This window comes from Paraburkholderia ginsengiterrae (genome assembly GCF_001645125.1).
Taxonomy (GTDB): domain Bacteria; phylum Pseudomonadota; class Gammaproteobacteria; order Burkholderiales; family Burkholderiaceae; genus Paraburkholderia; species Paraburkholderia ginsengiterrae.
The window spans coordinates 53,115-68,623 of sequence record NZ_LXKA01000331.1; the positions used below are offsets into that span (position 1 = coordinate 53,115).

13 protein-coding genes are annotated in these 15,509 nt (G+C 64.1%); 7 read left to right on the forward strand and 6 right to left on the reverse strand.

Features of this window, described 5'->3' with window-relative positions:
* Nucleotides 1-30 precede the first annotated feature (30 nt).
* Nucleotides 31-909, forward strand: a complete 879-nt coding sequence (locus A6V37_RS25010) for an SDR family oxidoreductase (protein WP_064269370.1) — start codon at nt 31-33, stop codon at nt 907-909.
* Between the two features lie 261 nt (nt 910-1,170).
* Nucleotides 1,171-2,679, forward strand: coding sequence for an MFS transporter (locus A6V37_RS25015; protein WP_064269371.1), 1,509 nt, complete (start codon nt 1,171-1,173; stop codon nt 2,677-2,679).
* Between the two features lie 79 nt (nt 2,680-2,758).
* Here the strand turns inward: A6V37_RS25015 and kdgD are convergent, their stop codons facing one another.
* The 3 genes from kdgD to A6V37_RS25030 all read right to left on the reverse strand — a co-directional run bounded on the left by kdgD (nt 2,759) and on the right by A6V37_RS25030 (nt 6,482).
* Nucleotides 2,759-3,676 carry a 5-dehydro-4-deoxyglucarate dehydratase gene (gene kdgD / locus A6V37_RS25020; protein ID WP_064269372.1) on the reverse strand — a complete coding sequence of 306 codons (918 nt, stop codon included), beginning with the start codon at nt 3,674-3,676 and terminating at the stop codon, nt 2,759-2,761.
* A 69-nt stretch (nt 3,677-3,745) separates the two neighbouring features.
* A complete protein-coding gene (gene gudD / locus A6V37_RS25025; RefSeq protein ID WP_064286434.1) occupies nt 3,746-5,095 on the reverse strand; it encodes a glucarate dehydratase in 1,350 nt (449 codons plus the stop codon).
* A gap of 58 nt (nt 5,096-5,153) precedes the next feature.
* A complete protein-coding gene (locus A6V37_RS25030) occupies nt 5,154-6,482 on the reverse strand; it encodes an MFS transporter (protein ID WP_064269374.1) in 1,329 nt (442 codons plus the stop codon).
* Nucleotides 6,483-6,883: 401 nt separating this feature from the next.
* Between A6V37_RS25030 and A6V37_RS25035 the strand changes: the two genes are divergently transcribed.
* Nucleotides 6,884-7,594: a FadR/GntR family transcriptional regulator gene (locus A6V37_RS25035; protein WP_064269375.1), complete on the forward strand. Its 711-nt coding sequence runs from the start codon at nt 6,884-6,886 to the stop codon at nt 7,592-7,594.
* A gap of 28 nt (nt 7,595-7,622) precedes the next feature.
* Here A6V37_RS25035 and A6V37_RS25040 read toward each other — a convergent pair whose 3' ends face one another.
* The 3 genes from A6V37_RS25040 to A6V37_RS25050 are packed head-to-tail and all read right to left on the reverse strand — an operon-like array spanning nt 7,623 to nt 10,624.
* Nucleotides 7,623-7,934, reverse strand: coding sequence for an AtuA-related protein (locus A6V37_RS25040; RefSeq protein ID WP_064269376.1), 312 nt, complete (start codon nt 7,932-7,934; stop codon nt 7,623-7,625).
* A 1-nt stretch (nt 7,935) separates the two neighbouring features.
* The gene (locus A6V37_RS25045) at nt 7,936-9,294 is read right to left on the reverse strand and encodes an acyclic terpene utilization AtuA family protein (protein WP_064269388.1); all 1,359 of its coding nucleotides are present in this window, start codon (nt 9,292-9,294) and stop codon (nt 7,936-7,938) included.
* 25 nt (nt 9,295-9,319) lie between these two features.
* Nucleotides 9,320-10,624 carry a CitMHS family transporter gene (locus A6V37_RS25050; protein ID WP_064269377.1) on the reverse strand — a complete coding sequence of 435 codons (1,305 nt, stop codon included), beginning with the start codon at nt 10,622-10,624 and terminating at the stop codon, nt 9,320-9,322.
* A 99-nt stretch (nt 10,625-10,723) separates the two neighbouring features.
* Between A6V37_RS25050 and A6V37_RS25055 the strand changes: the two genes are divergently transcribed.
* From A6V37_RS25055 to A6V37_RS25070, 4 genes are all read left to right on the forward strand, one after another.
* Complete coding sequence (locus A6V37_RS25055; protein WP_064269378.1) at nt 10,724-11,617, forward strand: LysR family transcriptional regulator; 894 nt, start codon at nt 10,724-10,726, stop codon at nt 11,615-11,617.
* A 235-nt stretch (nt 11,618-11,852) separates the two neighbouring features.
* Nucleotides 11,853-13,358 carry a diguanylate cyclase gene (locus A6V37_RS25060; protein WP_064286435.1) on the forward strand — a complete coding sequence of 502 codons (1,506 nt, stop codon included), beginning with the start codon at nt 11,853-11,855 and terminating at the stop codon, nt 13,356-13,358.
* A gap of 144 nt (nt 13,359-13,502) precedes the next feature.
* Nucleotides 13,503-14,006 carry a DUF2844 domain-containing protein gene (locus A6V37_RS25065; RefSeq protein WP_064269380.1) on the forward strand — a complete coding sequence of 168 codons (504 nt, stop codon included), beginning with the start codon at nt 13,503-13,505 and terminating at the stop codon, nt 14,004-14,006.
* 27 nt (nt 14,007-14,033) lie between these two features.
* Nucleotides 14,034-15,362 (forward strand): DUF3443 domain-containing protein, encoded by a 1,329-nt coding sequence (locus A6V37_RS25070; protein WP_064269381.1) that lies wholly within the window; start codon nt 14,034-14,036, stop codon nt 15,360-15,362.
* The last annotated feature ends 147 nt before the right edge of the window (nt 15,363-15,509 follow it).

Here is a 15,509-nt window from a genome sequence, read left to right on the forward strand (position 1 = left end):
CCAGTCCATTCCAACTTCAAGGAGCAAGTCATGGCAATCCTCGTCACCGGCAGCACGGGCACGATCGGCAAACAGGTTCTCGACCATCTGGCCGGCAGCGGCGCACAGGTGCGCGCGCTGACCCGCGCACCGGAAAAAGCGCAATTCCCGCAAGACGTCACCGCCGTTCAGGGCGCCCTGTCTGATGTGGACGGACTCAGGCGCGTGATGCACGGGGTCAGCACGCTGTTCCTGCTCGCGCCGAATGCCGCCGATGAACTGACCCAGGCATTGCAGGCTCTGAGCGTGGCGCGCGAAGCCGGCGTGAAGGGTGTGGTGTATCTGTCGGTGTTCAAGGGCACTGAATACACGGACGTGCCGCACTTCACCAGCAAGCACGCGGTCGAACGCATGATCGAGCAATTCGACCTGCCGGCCACCGTGCTGCGCCCCGCCTATTTCATCCAGAACGACGTCCGCCAGAAAGAGCCACTGCTGGCTCACGGTGTGTACGGCATGCCGATCGGCGCCAAAGGCATTTCCATGGTCGACGTTCGCGATATCGGCGAGGCGGCCGCCCGCGAACTGTTGCGCCGCGAACGTGCCGCCAACCCGCTGCCGCGCGAGACGTATGAACTGGCCGGGCCTGACGCGATCACGTCGGAAGCCGTGGTGTCGATCTGGGCCGAAGCGCTCGGACGCACGGTGCGCTACGGTGGCGACGATCTCGACGTGCTTGAACAGCGTTTGAAGGCGGTCGCACCCGGTTGGCTGGCTTACGACATGCGCCTGATGATGAGCCGTTACCAGCAGGACGGCGCCGTCGCGTCGCCTGCGGAAATCGGCCGACTCGCGACGCTGCTCGGCCGGCAGCCTCGGTCCTATCGGGACTTCGCGATGGAAATGGCCACCGCTTGGGCACAAGGCTAGCCAGTCGTCGTATATCAACTCCCCCGACTCACTATGCCGCGCCACTGTGCGCGGCGTTTTTTTGCCCAAACGTAGCTAAGAAAGGCCTTCGATAGGGAAAACCCGTATAATCAACCACTCAGAGGTCAGACAACTAGATGACGCCCGTCGTCATCGCACTGACCCGCGCCGGCCGCGCGGCGCCCACCTTCACAAGCCTTCTCTCCCAGATCCGTGAACCCGACCGCCACTGCCTTGCCCTTCCGGAACGCCTTGTTCGCCATGCTCGGCATCGGCCTCGTCAACATGCTGGTCGCCCTCGACCAGACGGTCGTCAGCACCGCGCTGCCTTCGATCGTCGCCGAGCTGCACGGCTTCGAGTACTACGCGTGGATTGCCAGTGCCTACCTGCTGGCTTCTGTGGTGACGGTGCCGGTGTTCGGGCGGCTGGGCGACTACTTTGGCCGCAAGCGCTTCGTGATCGCCGCGGTCATCACGTTCACGGTAGCGTCGGTGCTCTGCGGCGTCGCCAACGACATGCTGTTTCTCGTCATTGCGCGCGGCTTGCAAGGCGTGGGCGGCGGGATGATGGTCGGCACCGCATTCGCGTCGATCCCGGATCTCTTTCCCGATCCGCGGGCGCGCGTGCGCTGGCAAGTGGTGATGGCCGCCGCGTATGGCATCGGCACCGCGGCGGGGCCGTCGCTCGGCGGCTGGATGAGCGAACACTGGGGCTGGCGCTCCACCTTCCTGATCAACCTGCCGGTCGGCGCGGCCGCGCTCTATTTCGTGTGGGCGCATCTGCCGAGCTTCCGCCGCCCGCATGAAGGCGAAGTGCGGATCGACTGGCTCGGCGCGGCGCTGGTCGCCGCCGTGCTGGGTGGACTGCAGGCGTTGATCGAAGCAGTGCCGAAACACGGCTTGACCACCGGCAATCTCATCCTGGCGGGCTGCGTGATCGTGGGCGCGGCTGCGTTGCTGGTGTGCGAGAAGCGCGCCACGCATCCGATCATTCCGCTCGATCTGTTCAAGGACGCGCAGCTTGTCACGCTCTTCACGCTCGGCATGCTGTCCGGCTTCGTGATGTTCTCGCTGATCTTCTTCGCGCCGCTGCTGCTGCAAGGCGGTTTCGGCCTGTCGCCGCAACAGGCCGGCCTGCTCGCCACGCCGATCGCGGCCTGCATCGCGCTCGGCAGTCTGTTGAATACGCGCATCGTCATTCACATGAAGAAGCCGACGCGGATCCTGTCGATTGGTTTCGCGCTGCTGTTGTTCGCGTCCATCGCGCTGGCGTTTGCGAATCCGGACACGCCGCACGTAGGGATCGAATTGCCGATGGCCGCGGTCGGCATCGGCCTTGGGTTCATCCTCAACAACCTGAACGTGTTCGGCCAGGAAATCGCCGGGCGCGAGCGCTTCGGCATCACCACCGCGCTGCTGCAGTCCACGCGCATGGTGGGCGGGATGCTGGGCACGAGCATTGTCGCGACCGTGGTCTCGCATCATTACCGCAACGTGATCACACGCACGATGAGCGTGCTGGGCGAGCCGGCCGCGTCGCAATGGCAGCCGCGTTTCGTCGATCTGCGCATTCTGATCGATGAGGCATTGCGCCTGAAACTGATCGCGGATATGAAGCCGTCAGGGCTCAATACGCTGGCGTTGATCGACACGGCACGCGATGCGCTGGTGCAATCGATTCATATCGGCGTGTGGCTGACCGCTGTCGCGGCGCTGGCCGCCGCGTTGCTGGTGCAGCGCATCTCGCATGTGGTGTTCCGGCGGAGCTGAACACAACGGCCCGCCACCAGCATGACGAACGCCGGACGGTCCGTCACGGCGTTCGATTCAAGACGATCCGGCGCTTTGGTTACTGCGCGCCGAGCTTTTTGATCAGCGCATCGAGCTGGCTCATTTCTTCTTCCGTCAGATCGGTCAGGGGCGCGCGCACCGGACCGGCACTGCGGCCCACCAGCTTCGCGCCCGCTTTCACGATACTCACCGCGTAGCCCGCACGGCGGTTGCGAATCGCCAGGTACGGCAGGAAGAATTCGTCGATCAGCTTGCCCGTCGTCGCGTAGTCGTCCGCGGCAATGGCGCGGTAGAAGTCCATCGCGGTCTTCGGAATGAAGTTGAATACCGCCGACGAATACACCGGCACGCCCAGCGCCTTATAGGCCGCGGCATAGACTTCCGCGGTCGGCAGGCCGCCGAGATACGAGAATCGGTCGCCGAGACGGCGGCGGATCGACACCATGTTCTCGATCTCACCCACGCCGTCCTTGAAGCCGATCAGGTTCGGGCAGCGGTCCGCCAGACGTTCGAGCATGTCCGCATTCAGCTTCGAATTGGCGCGGTTGTAGACGATCACGCCCATGTTCGGCACGGCTTTGCAGACCTGCTCCACATGCGTCGCAATGCCGTCCTGGCAGGCTTCGGTCAGATAGTGCGGCATCAGCAGAATGCCGCTCGCGCCGAGGCGCGCGGCTTCCCGTGCATACTCGATCGCGACGCGCGTCGGGCCGCCCGCGCCGGCCAGGATCGGCACCTTGCCCCGGCAGGTTTCGGTTGCCGTGCGGATCACATTGGTGTAGTCGCTTTGGGTCAGCGAGAAGAATTCGCCGGTGCCGCCTGCCGCGAACAACGCCGTCGCGCCGTAGGGCGCGAGCCACTCGAGGCGCTCGGCGTAGGTGTCGGCACGGAAATCGCCGTGCGCGTCGAAGTCGGTGACGGGGAAGGACAGCAGGCCTTCGGAAACGATGGCTTTGAGTTCTTGTGGTGAGGTCATAGCTTCAATTGCGTCATGTTGAGGAGCAGCGGCCGGGCAGGCCGCGCCGCCGCTCGCGTCGTCGTTGTTTTAGCGCACGAGGCACGGGCGCTTGTTGTCGAACTTCCAGTTCGGAATCAGGTATTGCATGGCCACGCCGTCGTCGCGCGCGCCGAGACCATGCTGCTGATACAGCGCATGCGCCTTCTCGATCTCGTCCATGTCCAGCTCGATGCCGAGGCCCGCGGCCTGAGGCACCTTCACCTTGCCGCCGACGATCTGCAGCGGCTCACGCGTCAGACGCTGGCCGTCCTGCCAGATCCAGTGCGTGTCGATTGCCGTGATCTTGCCGGGCGCGGCGGCCGCCACGTGCGTGAACATGGCAAGCGAAATATCGAAGTGATTGTTCGAATGCGAGCCCCATGTGAGGCCCCAGTCGTTGCACATCTGCGCGACGCGCACCGAGCCCTGCATGGTCCAGAAGTGCGGATCGGCGAGTGGAATATCCACCGACTGCAACTGGATCGCGTGACCCATCTGGCGCCAGTCGGTGGCAATCATGTTGGTCGCCGTCGGCAAGCCGGTCGCGCGGCGGAATTCCGCCATCACTTCACGGCCCGAATAACCGTTCTCCGCGCCGCACGGATCTTCCGCGTAGGCGAGCACGTCGTGTTGGTCGCGGCACAGGCGCACCGCTTCCGCGAGCGACCAGGCGCCGTTCGGGTCGAGTGTCACGCGAGCCTTGGGGAAGCGTTCCGCGAGCGCAGTGACCGCCTCGATTTCGGCGTCGCCGGCCAGCACGCCACCCTTGAGCTTGAAGTCGTTGAAACCGTAGCGAGCCTGCGCGGCTTCGGCCAGCCGCACCACGGCTTCAGGCGTCATGGCTTCTTCGGTGCGCACGCGCTCCCAGTCGTCGCGGCCGTCGGCACCGCTCGCGTACGGCAGATCGGTCCTGTTGCGATCGCCGATATAGAACAGGTAGCCGAGCATTTCCACTTCGTCGCGTTGCTGGCCTTCGCCGAGCAGCGCCGCAACCGGCACGCCCAGATGCTGGCCGAGCAGGTCGAGCAGCGCGGCTTCGAGTGCGGTCACGGCGTGAATGGTGGTGCGCAGATCGAACGTCTGCAAACCGCGGCCGCCCGCGTCGCGGTCGGCGAATTGCGTGCGCGCCTTGTTCAGGACAGCTTGCAGATTGCCGATCGACTGACCGACCACGAGCGGGCGCGCGTCGTCGATCGTCTTGCGGATGCTCTCGCCGCCCGGCACTTCACCCACGCCCGTGTGGCCGGCGCTGTCGCGCAGAATGACGATGTTGCGCGTGAAGAACGGGCCGTGCGCGCCGCTCAGATTCAGCAACATGCTGTCGCGGCCGGCGACGGGCACCACGCGCAGCTCGGTGACGACCGGTGTCGCGTTCGATTCAGAGGGTTTCGTGGACATGATGGTTGGACCTGGTGATTAAATCAGTGCGGTTAGTCAGCGCGGTTAGTCAGTGTAATCAGTGGGCTTTGTGCGGCAGCGACTCCGGCAACACGTCGTGATTCACGCGGCGATTGCGGGTCAGGAAGCCGGCCGCCGCCGCGATCAGCGAGGCGACGCCCAGGCCGTACAGGCCGCCGGTAATCGAGCCGGTGTGCTGCTGCAAATAACCGAAGGTGGCCGGCGCGAAGAAGCCGCCGAGATTGCCCACCGAATTGATCAGCGCGATCACCGCTGCCGCCACGCGGGCATCCAGATAGCCCTGCGGGATGGGCCAGAACAGCGAAGACGCCGCCTTGAAACCGATCGCCGAGAAGCAGATGGCCACAAAGGAGAACACCGGATTGCCCGACGTCGACGCGAACAGCCCAACCGACGCAATGACGAGGGCCACTGCCATCCACGCTTGCTGGTAACGCCATTTCGCCGACAACACCGCGAAGCAGTACATGGCGACCATCGCGATCAGCCACGGAATCGCGTTGAGCATGCCGACCTCGAAATCCGACATGCCGCCCATCTTGCGGATAATCGTCGGCAGCCAGAACGTAGCCGCGTAGATGGTCAATTGAATTGCGAAATACAGGAAGCAGAACAGCAGGATCTGCGGGTCCTTCAACAGCTTCATGGCGGGCAGATGCGCGCCGCCGTGCGCTTCGCGCTCGGCCTGCTCCGCCGCAATCGACGTTGCCAGCGCGTTCTGCTCGTCGGTGCTCAGCCACGAGGCGTCGCGAATGCGCGATTTCAGCAGCATCCAGCTCACCGCGCACAGCACGATCGAGAAGCCGCCTTCAATCAGAAACATCCATTGCCAGCCCTGCAAGCCGAGGCCGCGGATGGACAACAGGCTGCCCGTGATCGGACCGGACAGCACCGACGCAAGCGCGGAGCCGGACAGAAACACCGCGATGGCCTTGCCGCGTTCTTTCTGCGGCAGCCACTGCGTGAAGTAGAAAACCACGCCGGGGAAGAAGCCGGCCTCGGCGACACCCAGCAGAAAGCGCAGCACGTAGAACGAGGTGTCGTTCCAGACGAACGCCATGGCCCCGGCGACCAATCCCCAGGTGCCCATGATGCGGGTGAGCCACGCACGCGCGCCGTACTTCTGCATCAGCACGTTCGACGGCACCTCGAAGAGCGCATAGCCGACAAAGAACAATCCGCTTCCCAACCCGTACGCCGCGGCGCCGATTCCCAGGTCCGTCTGCATGTGCGTATTGACGAAGCCAATGTTCACGCGGTCGATGTAGTTCGCGATGAACATGATCAGAAACAGCGGCAGCACGTGCCGCTTGACCTTCGAGACCGCCGATTCGAGCGGGTCGGCGGTGGTGAGAGCAGATGTCACAGGTGTCTCCAGGGTCGGCCGGGCGGCTTGAGCGAACGCAATGCGGTGTACCCAATTGCGTTATATGTTGTCTGACGACAGTCTACTCTGTTCTGATACGGCATTCCAACGCAGTGTTTACCCTGCCACTCCCGCCCCGACCAGCGGCGATGATTACACAATCCGCCGTCGCACCGGCAAATTGCGTAGAATCGAACTAAGACGTCTGATGACATGAGATTGTGCATCTCATCCCTGCATCATGCCGGGCGTGAAGCGCAACTCCGCGAAGCGTCGCGCGCGTGAGAATCGAATCGTTCCCGCCCGCGCAGACGCTATGATGACTATGTCGACACGTCACACAAAGTAACGCCCCCACGTGACGCGTGCATTTCCAGCCGATTAGCCAACAACCCACAGAAATGAGCAGCCTGACTGAGAAGGTGGTGGCCACCCTTTCCGATGAAATCCGCCGCGGCACGCTGAGGCCGGGCGACCGCATTCCCACCGAGGTCGCGATGATGAAGCAGCTTTCTGTGAGCCGCTCGGTGGTTCGCGAGGCGATCTCGCGCCTGCAGGCGGCCAGGGTGGTCGAAACGCGTCACGGCATCGGCACGTTCGTGCTGGCGCCGGCAGCCGAGCAGCCGATGCAACTGCCTGCCGCCGATCTGTCCAGCATGCTGGACGTGATGGCGATCATCGAATTCCGCATCGACGTCGAGGCCGCCTCCGCCGCGCTCGCCGCGGCGCGGCGCACGGAGCAGCATCTCAAGCAGATGCGCGGCGCGCTGGAGCGCTTCGAGTCGGAGCTCGAGCGCGGCAGCACCGATACCCTCGCGCACGACATCGAGTTTCATCTGCAGATCGCGCGCGCCAGCGGCAATCGTTATTTCTTCGACGTGCTCAGCCAGCTCGGCCGCGCGGTGAGTCCGCGCACGCGGCTCGGCTCCGCGGAGATCGCCGAGCTCGACCAGATAGAGCATTTGCGCAACGTGCTCGGCGAGCATCAGACGATCTATCGCGCGATTGAGCGGCAGGACCCGGACGACGCACGCGCGGCGATGCGCATGCACCTGAGCAATAGCCGCGAAAGATTGCGGCGCGCGCATGAGTTGAGTCAGGCGGCGAGCTGATGGGTCACGCCGCCGCTGACTGATGCAATCACGCCGGCGCCTCGACATCGAGATCCATCAAAGCCGAGCTCAGCGATTTACCGTGCGCGTCGAGCGCGAGCGAACGCGTCACGCCGCCGCCGAGCGCATTGCCGAGCACGAAATTGAACGCGGCGATCGCAGGCAACTCATAGCGCACGACCGCGCCGCGCACCACTTCGCCGAGATGGGCCTTCACGCGCTCCGGCGACAGCACCGCGCGCACATGCTCGTAATGCGCCGGGTCGTAACAGATCACCGAGATATTCAGCGTATTGCCTTTATCGCCGGTGCGCGAATGAGCGAGTTCACGTAATTTCATCTCACACCTCCACCAGCGAGAACGCCGGCGCCACCTGTTCGCGCGGCAACAACACCGACTGCACCGCGACGACTTCGCGAGCCGACTTCGTGACGCCGCCCCCGCCTGCCGGGCCATTGGTGTACAGCGTCTCCACCTCGTTGCCGATCCGCACCGCTTGTTCGAGTGATACCGTACGCCCCGCCACTCGCGCGCGCACTTCGTACGGCTCGCCGTACGCGACCGCGGCTGCTTCGCCATGCAACGCGTTCACGCCGATCAGATCGAAGCGCAATTCGCTCGTCTCCACCCCGGTCAATATGAGCCGCTCGCGCACGATATCGAGTGCGAGCCGCGCACGCGCCACCGCGCCGGGACCGCCATACGAGATTTGCGCTTCGCCGATATAGCCGTCGAAGTACGCGACCGACACCTTCAGCGTACCGGTGCGCGGCGCGCCGTGGCCGCCGCTCACGCGAACACGATCCGGCGCCTCCTGCGCGACACGCACCCGGGAAAAATCCGCGACCACGTCCGGCTGCAGATAGCGCTGCGGATCGTGAATCTCATACAGCAACTGTTCCTTGCAGGTTGCCTCGGTCACGCGGCCGCCGGCCTGCGCGAGCTTCGTGATGACCACCCCGCCGTCCTGCCCGACTTCCGCGATGGGAAAACCGAGCCGCGCCAGATCGGGGACATCCTTGAAACCCGGGTCCGCGAAATAGCCGCCCGTGATTTGCCCCGCGCATTCGAGCAGATGGCCGATCACCGTTGCCTGGCCAAGCATCGGCCAGTCGTCCATGCGCCAGCCGAATTCGTGAATCAGCGGCGCGACGAAGAGCGACGGATCAGCCACACGCCCGGTCAGGACGATCTGCGCGCCGGCGGCGAGCGCCTCGACAATGGCGCTCGCACCCAGATAGGCGTTCGCGGAAACGAGCCGCTCCTGGTAGTCCGAAACACGCTCCCCTGACTCCACGAAGCAGAAATCGCCCTGTCGCACGGCGTCGAGCACATCGTCGCCGGTGACCGCGGCAATCTTCACTTCGCCCAGGCCGAGCGAGCGCGCGATCTCCGCCGTCTTGCGCGCCGCCGCGAGCGGGTTCGCCGCGCCCATGTTCGAAACGATGCGCACGCCGTTGCGCAAAGCCGCCGGGAGCACCGCCTTCATGCGCGTTTCGAGCAACGGGTCGTAACCGAGTTCGGGGTCCCTGCTGCGCGCCTGCTGCGCGATCGCTATCGTGCGTTCGGCAAGGCACTCGAATACGAGGTAATCGAGCGCGCCATGTTCCGCCAGTTCGACGGCGGGTTCAATGCGGTCGCCGGAATAGCCCGCGCCCGCGCCGATACGCACCTGGCGTCCAGATTGAGTGGCTGTCATGCTGGTCATATCCGTTCAGTGAAGCTCACAGTGAGAAGATCCCCAACGCCACGCAGGCAATCGTCATAACGATCGACGCGCCGAACAGCAAGGGGAACGTGAATTTCTGATGGTCGGCGAGATCGATGCCGCACAGGCCGACGACAAGAAACGTCGCGGGCGTCAGCGGGCTGACCGGAAACCCGGTGGTCATCTGGCCGAGCAACGCGGCCTGGCCCACGTGCACTGCGGGCACGCCGAGCTGACCGGCCACTTCGGCGATGACCGGCAGTACCCCGAAGTAAAACGAATCCGGATCGAACAGCATGCTCAGCGGCATCGACATCAGTCCGAGCGCGACGGGAATGTGGCTCGCCATCGCGGGCGGCACAAAACCGACCGCCGCCTGCGCCATCGCTTTCAGCATGCCGCTGCCTTGCATCACGCCGGTGAACACGCCGGCCGCCAGCAGAATACCGGCCATCATCAACGCCGCGCGCGCATGCGCGTCGATACGTTTGCGCTGCATATCCACGTTCGGGTAGTTCACCATCAGCGCGATGCACAGCCCGACCATGAACATGATCGCCGGCGGAATCTTCTCGCCCATCACGACCATTGTCCCCAGCACGACCAGCGTCAGCACGATGTTGAACCAGAAGTTCTGCGGCCGGCGCAAAGCCTGCTCATCCGTTGTCAGCTCGCGCTTCGGCACAGGCACCGAACCGCTCGCGGCGGTGAGGCCGAGCCGCTTTTCCTCGCGCCGCCCGAGCCAGAATGCCATGCCGAAGACAAACACGAGGCCGATCGCCTGCACCGGAATCAGCGGATTGAACAGCGCCGAAATGGGCAGATGCAGCGACGCCGACGCGCGAATCATCGGCCCGGTCCACGGCAGAAAGTTGATGCCGGCCGCCATCGACACCGCGGCGGCCAACACGCGCCGGTCCATCTTCAGCCGGTCATAGAGCGGCAGCATGGCGGGGATCGTGACGAGAAAGCAGACAGCACCGGAGCCGTCCAGATGAATCAGCAGCGCGAGCAGCGTGGTGCCCATCACGATGCGCGTGGGCCGGGTGCCGACCGCGCGCAGAATGCGCTCGATGATCGGATCGAGCGTGCCCGCGTCGGTGATGGTGCCGAAGTAAAGAATCGCGAACACGAACATGCCGACGACCGGCGCGAGACTCTTGAGCCCGTCGATCACGAACTTGCTGGTCTGAAAACCAAATCCGCCGATGAGCGACGCCGCGATCGGCACGATGATGAGCGCCACCAGCGGCGACATGCGTTTCGACAGAATGGCGCCGAGCAGCACGACGATGGTGGCGAGCCCCAGTAATGGCAGCATGTGCTTGTCTCCGAGATTGTTTTTTACTGTGATCCAGCGTAAGTTCGAGGCATCAATAAATCAATTGAAATGATTTGATCGCAGCAATTACGAATCATCATGGATCTGAATCTTCGAGACATTCGCGCGTTCATCGCCGTGGCGCAAACGGGCAGCTTCACGCGAGCGGCGACGCAACTGCATCTCTCGCAACCGGCGTTGACTGTGCAGATTCGCCGCCTGGAAGAAACGGTCGGCATGCGTCTGTTCGACCGCAACAGCCGTCATGTCGCGCTCACGCCGACCGGCCGTGAACTGCTGCCGCTGCTGCAGAAGTCGCTGCATGACATGGAGCACGTGCTGATCGACGCCCGCGCGCTGGGCGTTGGCGCGAGCGGCACGGTGCGGATCGCCTGCCTGCCCACGTTCGCGGCCAGCGTCCTGCCCGAACTCGTCCAGGGCCTCAGAAAAGCGGTGCCGCGCGCGACCTTTCACGTGCGCGATGCGGTGGCCAGCATGGTCAATACGCTGGTGCGCAATGAGGAGGCCGATATCGGTCTGACCGGCGGCCAGCTCGACGATGCCGGCTTCGAGGTGCTGCACGCGGGCATCGACCGGCTGGTTGCGGTGTTTCCAAAGCGGCACGCGCTGGCCCGGCGGCGGCGTATCACGCTGGCCGACCTGGCCGCCACGCCGCTCGTGCTGACCGCGCCGGGTACGAGCGTGCGGGCGGTGGTCGACAGCGCTTTCGCGAACGCTCACTGCGCGCCGGAGATCGCGTGCGAGCCGACTTACATGATGAGCGCGGTCGCCATGGTGCGCGCGGGGCTCGGCGTGACGATTCTGCCGGCATCCGCGCGGGAAGTCAGAGCGGAGCCCGAACTCGTGGTACGCGCGGTCGACGATCCTGCGTTCACCCGCCCTATCGCGCTCATCAAGAAGCGCGGCAAGACGCTGCCGCCCGTCACCGAAACCTTCGTTGCGATGCTGATCGAGAAGCTCGGCGAGGATTGAACGGTCAGGCCAGCGCTGCGGTGGAATTGACCCCCTGGCGGATTCGATGATTCAATCATCGAGGCGCGACTGGTTGTCGGCCTACCGGGACCCAATACAGGTACCAAAGTCAGCGGACGAACAAAAAAATCCCGTACCGAATGCCGGGTCTAACCGGCCACGCTGAGGAGTCAGGCAAGTGTCGAGAGGATCGGTTTTAACGTTGCGCTATCGGCTGGCCCGACGGGTAGCCGGCATGCGCATATGGACGTCGCGCGCGATCGGCAGGCATCCCTTTGTGTCCGGGGTGTCGGGCGTGATTACCGCCACGGTCCTCGCCGGCTTCACCTTCCTCGCGCTCTATGACAGCCGCGAAGATGAATTGCGCCACGCTGTCGAGAACGCACGCAACCTCGTCACTCTCATCAGCAGAGATCTCGGGCGCACCATCAACCTCTACGACATGTCCTTGCGCGGCGTCGTGCTGGATGCCGAGCGTCCGGAAACGTGGACCCTGTCGCCCTACCTGCGTGAGCGCGTGCTGTTCGATCGCGGCCTGGGTTCGCCGATCTCCGGCGACGCCTACGTCCTCGACGCGCAAGGCCGTGTGAAAGCCTCGAAAAGCGGCAACCTTTATCCGGGTCTATCGTTTGCGGCACGGGACTACTTCCGTGTCCAACAGAACAACCCGTTGGCGGACCTCTACTTTTCCAATCCCTTTCATTCTCAGGTGCGCAACGGCGCCTTCGCGGTCGCGTTGTCGAGGCGCATCGACTTGCCCGACGGCACATTCGACGGCATTGCCATGGTGAGCATAAGGATCGAATACTTCGAACACCTGCTCGACAATGTCGATCTCGGTCCCCACGGCGGTGGTTTTATCGTGCTCGACAACGGCACGCTGCTCGCGAGCCGCCCGCCGTCACGGGGCGGCGTCGGCTCGAGCTACGCGAGTACGCCGAACTTCGCGGACATTGCCGGCCATGAGTCCGGCAGCTTCATTTCAGATGGTTCGCTGGATGGCGTCGCACGCATGTACACCTATGCGCATGTGCCGGGCACGCCGATCATCGTCGGCATTGCCCCCGCGGTGGAGGACGTGTTGGCGGAGTGGCGGCACCGCAACCTGCTGGCCGGTGTGATGACAACGCTGTTCGGCGGCGCCTACGTGGCCGCCGCCTGGCTGTTCGCCTTTGCGCTGCGCGACAAGACGCGCGCCGAAGCCGAATTGCAGCGCGTCGCCGCCACGGACGCGCTGACCGGCCTCGCCAACCGCCGCGCCTTCGACCACCGGCTCGCGCAGGAGTGGCGGCGCGCGCAGCGCGAACAGACGCCGCTCTCGCTGCTCTTCATGGACATCGACCATTTCAAGCGTTTCAACGACACCTATGGTCATGCGACCGGCGACGAGGTATTGGCCGTGGTGGCCGAACGCATTCAGTCGGGCACGCGGCGCGCAGAGGATCTCGCCGCGCGTTACGGCGGCGAGGAGTTCGCGGTGCTGCTGCCGAATACTTCGCTGGAGGGGGCGGCCAAGGTTGCGGAAAAGATCCGCAAACGCGTCGAGTCGGCCGGACTTGCGCACGAGGGCTCGGAGCGCGGGCAGGTGACGATCAGCATCGGCTGCGCGTCCTGCCAGCCGCCTGACGCCGGCGGCGGCGCCGCGTTGCTGGCCGCGGCCGATGCGCAGTTGTATGCCGCCAAGGCCGCCGGACGCAACCGCGTGATGTGGCAGACGGCCGCGATGCAGGATCCAGCATGAATTGAATAGAGCCCGATGAATTGAGCCCAATTAACGCCATTAATCGTCTGATTTAATCGGGCGAGCCCACGCTAATATCGTCTTTGCGTGGGTTCGAGGATAAAACCGCTCGCGCGTATTCTTCAAAAACGTCGAAAGCGAAAAATGATAACGAGCCAATTTCGAGTACTCGCGGTAGTCGTGGCGTCGTTCGCCACGTTCACTCCCGCGTATGCCGCACTGGGCGGCGCACCGACCTACCCTGTCACCGCCGCCAGCACAAGCGCGGGGGCGGCCAGCCAGGGCACCGCGGTGGCGCGCTTCGCGGCGAGCGCCAATGCGGCGTCGGCGAATTACACGGTGAGCCAGACCACGCTCCCTTCGGGCACGGTGGTGAGCGAGTACATCGGCGCGGGTAATACCGTGTTCGCGTTGAGTTGGGAAGGCCCGACCATGCCGCCGCTCAAGACGCTGCTCGCCACCTACTTCCCGACTTATGTCCAGGCCCTGACCGATGCTCACACCGCACAAGGCGGCGGCTACGGTTCCGCCGTCGTACGCCAGTCGGCGCTGGTCGTGGAGACCGGCGGCCACATGGGCGCCTTCGTGGGCCGGGCCTATCTGCCCCAGGCGCTGCCGCAAGGCGTGAGCGCTGACGACATCAAGTAAATCAATAAAACCAACGAGAGAACAACAGTGCGCAAAATCGCATGGATAATGGCCGCCACGCTCGGACTCACGCTTGCAGGTTGCGGCGGAGGCGGCGGCGGTTCAAGCAGTACCGCGTCCGCCAATGCACCGGCTGGGGCAAGTGTGCCGGCCGCCGCCAGCACGCCGTCGGGCGGAACACCCTCCAATCCCGTGACCAGCAACCCGGCGTCCAACGTACTCGCCGCCGACGCGTCGGCCGTGCCGACTTCGTCCACTGCCGGCAACACCGTACCGGTGACGGTGTCCGCCACGGGCATTCACAACCAGCCGATGGTCAGCATCAGGCTCTGCGCGCCCAACTCCAACGGCACGGCCAACTGCACGACGATTCCGAACGTGCTTGTCGACACGGCATCGTTCGGGCTGCGCCTCGTTCGCTCCGCGATTCCGACCGCCACGTTCAACGCGCTCACGGCCGAAACCGATACGACGAGCGGCCTGCCGCTCGCCGAATGCGCGCTCTTCGGCAGCGGTTATGCCTGGGGTTCGGTGCATCAGGCGGACCTCGTGATGTCGAGTGAAATTGCCGCCAAGCTACCGATCCACGTGATCGGCGATCCGGCGCTGACCACGGCCGCGCCGAGCGAGTGCCAGGTGGGCCGCCAACTCGCGAGCGTTAGCGATATCGGCGCCAACGGTATTCTCGGCATCGGCGTGAGCCCGACGGACTGCGGTGCGGCGTGTGCCCTGTCAGTGGTCTCGCAGTTCTATTACACCAATGCCGGCACAGCCGTCTCGGTGCCTGTGAACAAACAGATCACCAACCCGGTTTCGGGCTTCGCGCAAGACAACAATGGCGTGATTCTGGAAATGGCGCAGGTGTCCGATAGCGGCAGCACGACCGCTCAAGGCACGCTGGTGTTCGGCATCGACACCCAGGCCAATAACGCGCTGACCGGTACGGGCGCGCCGATCATCCGGACGGACCTGAACGGCAACTTCACGTCGACCTATAACGGCGCCACGCTGACTTCGACGTTCTTCGATTCGGGCTCGACCGTGCTGTTCTTCCCGGACCTGACGATCACTCACGACTCGACCTCGGGGTACTACATCCCGACCACGACAGTGGGCCGTACGTCGACCCTGGCAGCGACGAATCCGACGAGCGTGTCGCTTGGCTTCAATATCGGAAACGGAGCAACGCTAACCTCATCGGGAAGTATCGCGTTTAATAATCTCGGGGTTTATATGACTCGTCAGTTTGACTTCGGGATGCCGTTCTTTTACGGGCGCCACGTGTATTACGGTATTTCCGGCCGCGCGTCGACGGGTGGGGGTACTGGACCTTATGTCGCGTATGTGTCGAACTGATTAGAAGATAGAAGATGGCCGGGCCTGTCATAAATTTTGTGTTCAAGGCATAACATGTAGCTCAAGGAGCATGTATGCCACGCAAACCCAAAGCGGCGCCCAAGGCCCAGACGGCCTTGCCGTCCATTCCGAAGGAACTGATCGACC

Bases quoted from the DNA above. Each gene is read 5' to 3' on its own strand.
- A6V37_RS25055 (WP_064269378.1), top strand. From the start codon at position 10,724: ATGGATCTGAATCTTCGAGACATTCGCGCGTTCATCGCCGTGGCGCAA.
- A6V37_RS25045 (WP_064269388.1), bottom strand. From the start codon at position 9,294: ATGACAGCCACTCAATCTGGACGCCAGGTGCGTATCGGCGCGGGCGCG.
- A6V37_RS25065 (WP_064269380.1), top strand. From the start codon at position 13,503: ATGATAACGAGCCAATTTCGAGTACTCGCGGTAGTCGTGGCGTCGTTC.
- A6V37_RS25060 (WP_064286435.1), top strand. From the start codon at position 11,853: ATGCGCATATGGACGTCGCGCGCGATCGGCAGGCATCCCTTTGTGTCC.
- A6V37_RS25015 (WP_064269371.1), top strand. From the start codon at position 1,171: ATGCTCGGCATCGGCCTCGTCAACATGCTGGTCGCCCTCGACCAGACG.
- A6V37_RS25050 (WP_064269377.1), bottom strand. From the start codon at position 10,624: ATGCTGCCATTACTGGGGCTCGCCACCATCGTCGTGCTGCTCGGCGCC.
- gudD (WP_064286434.1), bottom strand. From the start codon at position 5,095: ATGTCCACGAAACCCTCTGAATCGAACGCGACACCGGTCGTCACCGAG.
- kdgD (WP_064269372.1), bottom strand. From the start codon at position 3,676: ATGACCTCACCACAAGAACTCAAAGCCATCGTTTCCGAAGGCCTGCTG.
- A6V37_RS25010 (WP_064269370.1), top strand. From the start codon at position 31: ATGGCAATCCTCGTCACCGGCAGCACGGGCACGATCGGCAAACAGGTT.
- A6V37_RS25040 (WP_064269376.1), bottom strand. From the start codon at position 7,934: ATGAAATTACGTGAACTCGCTCATTCGCGCACCGGCGATAAAGGCAAT.
- A6V37_RS25035 (WP_064269375.1), top strand. From the start codon at position 6,884: ATGAGCAGCCTGACTGAGAAGGTGGTGGCCACCCTTTCCGATGAAATC.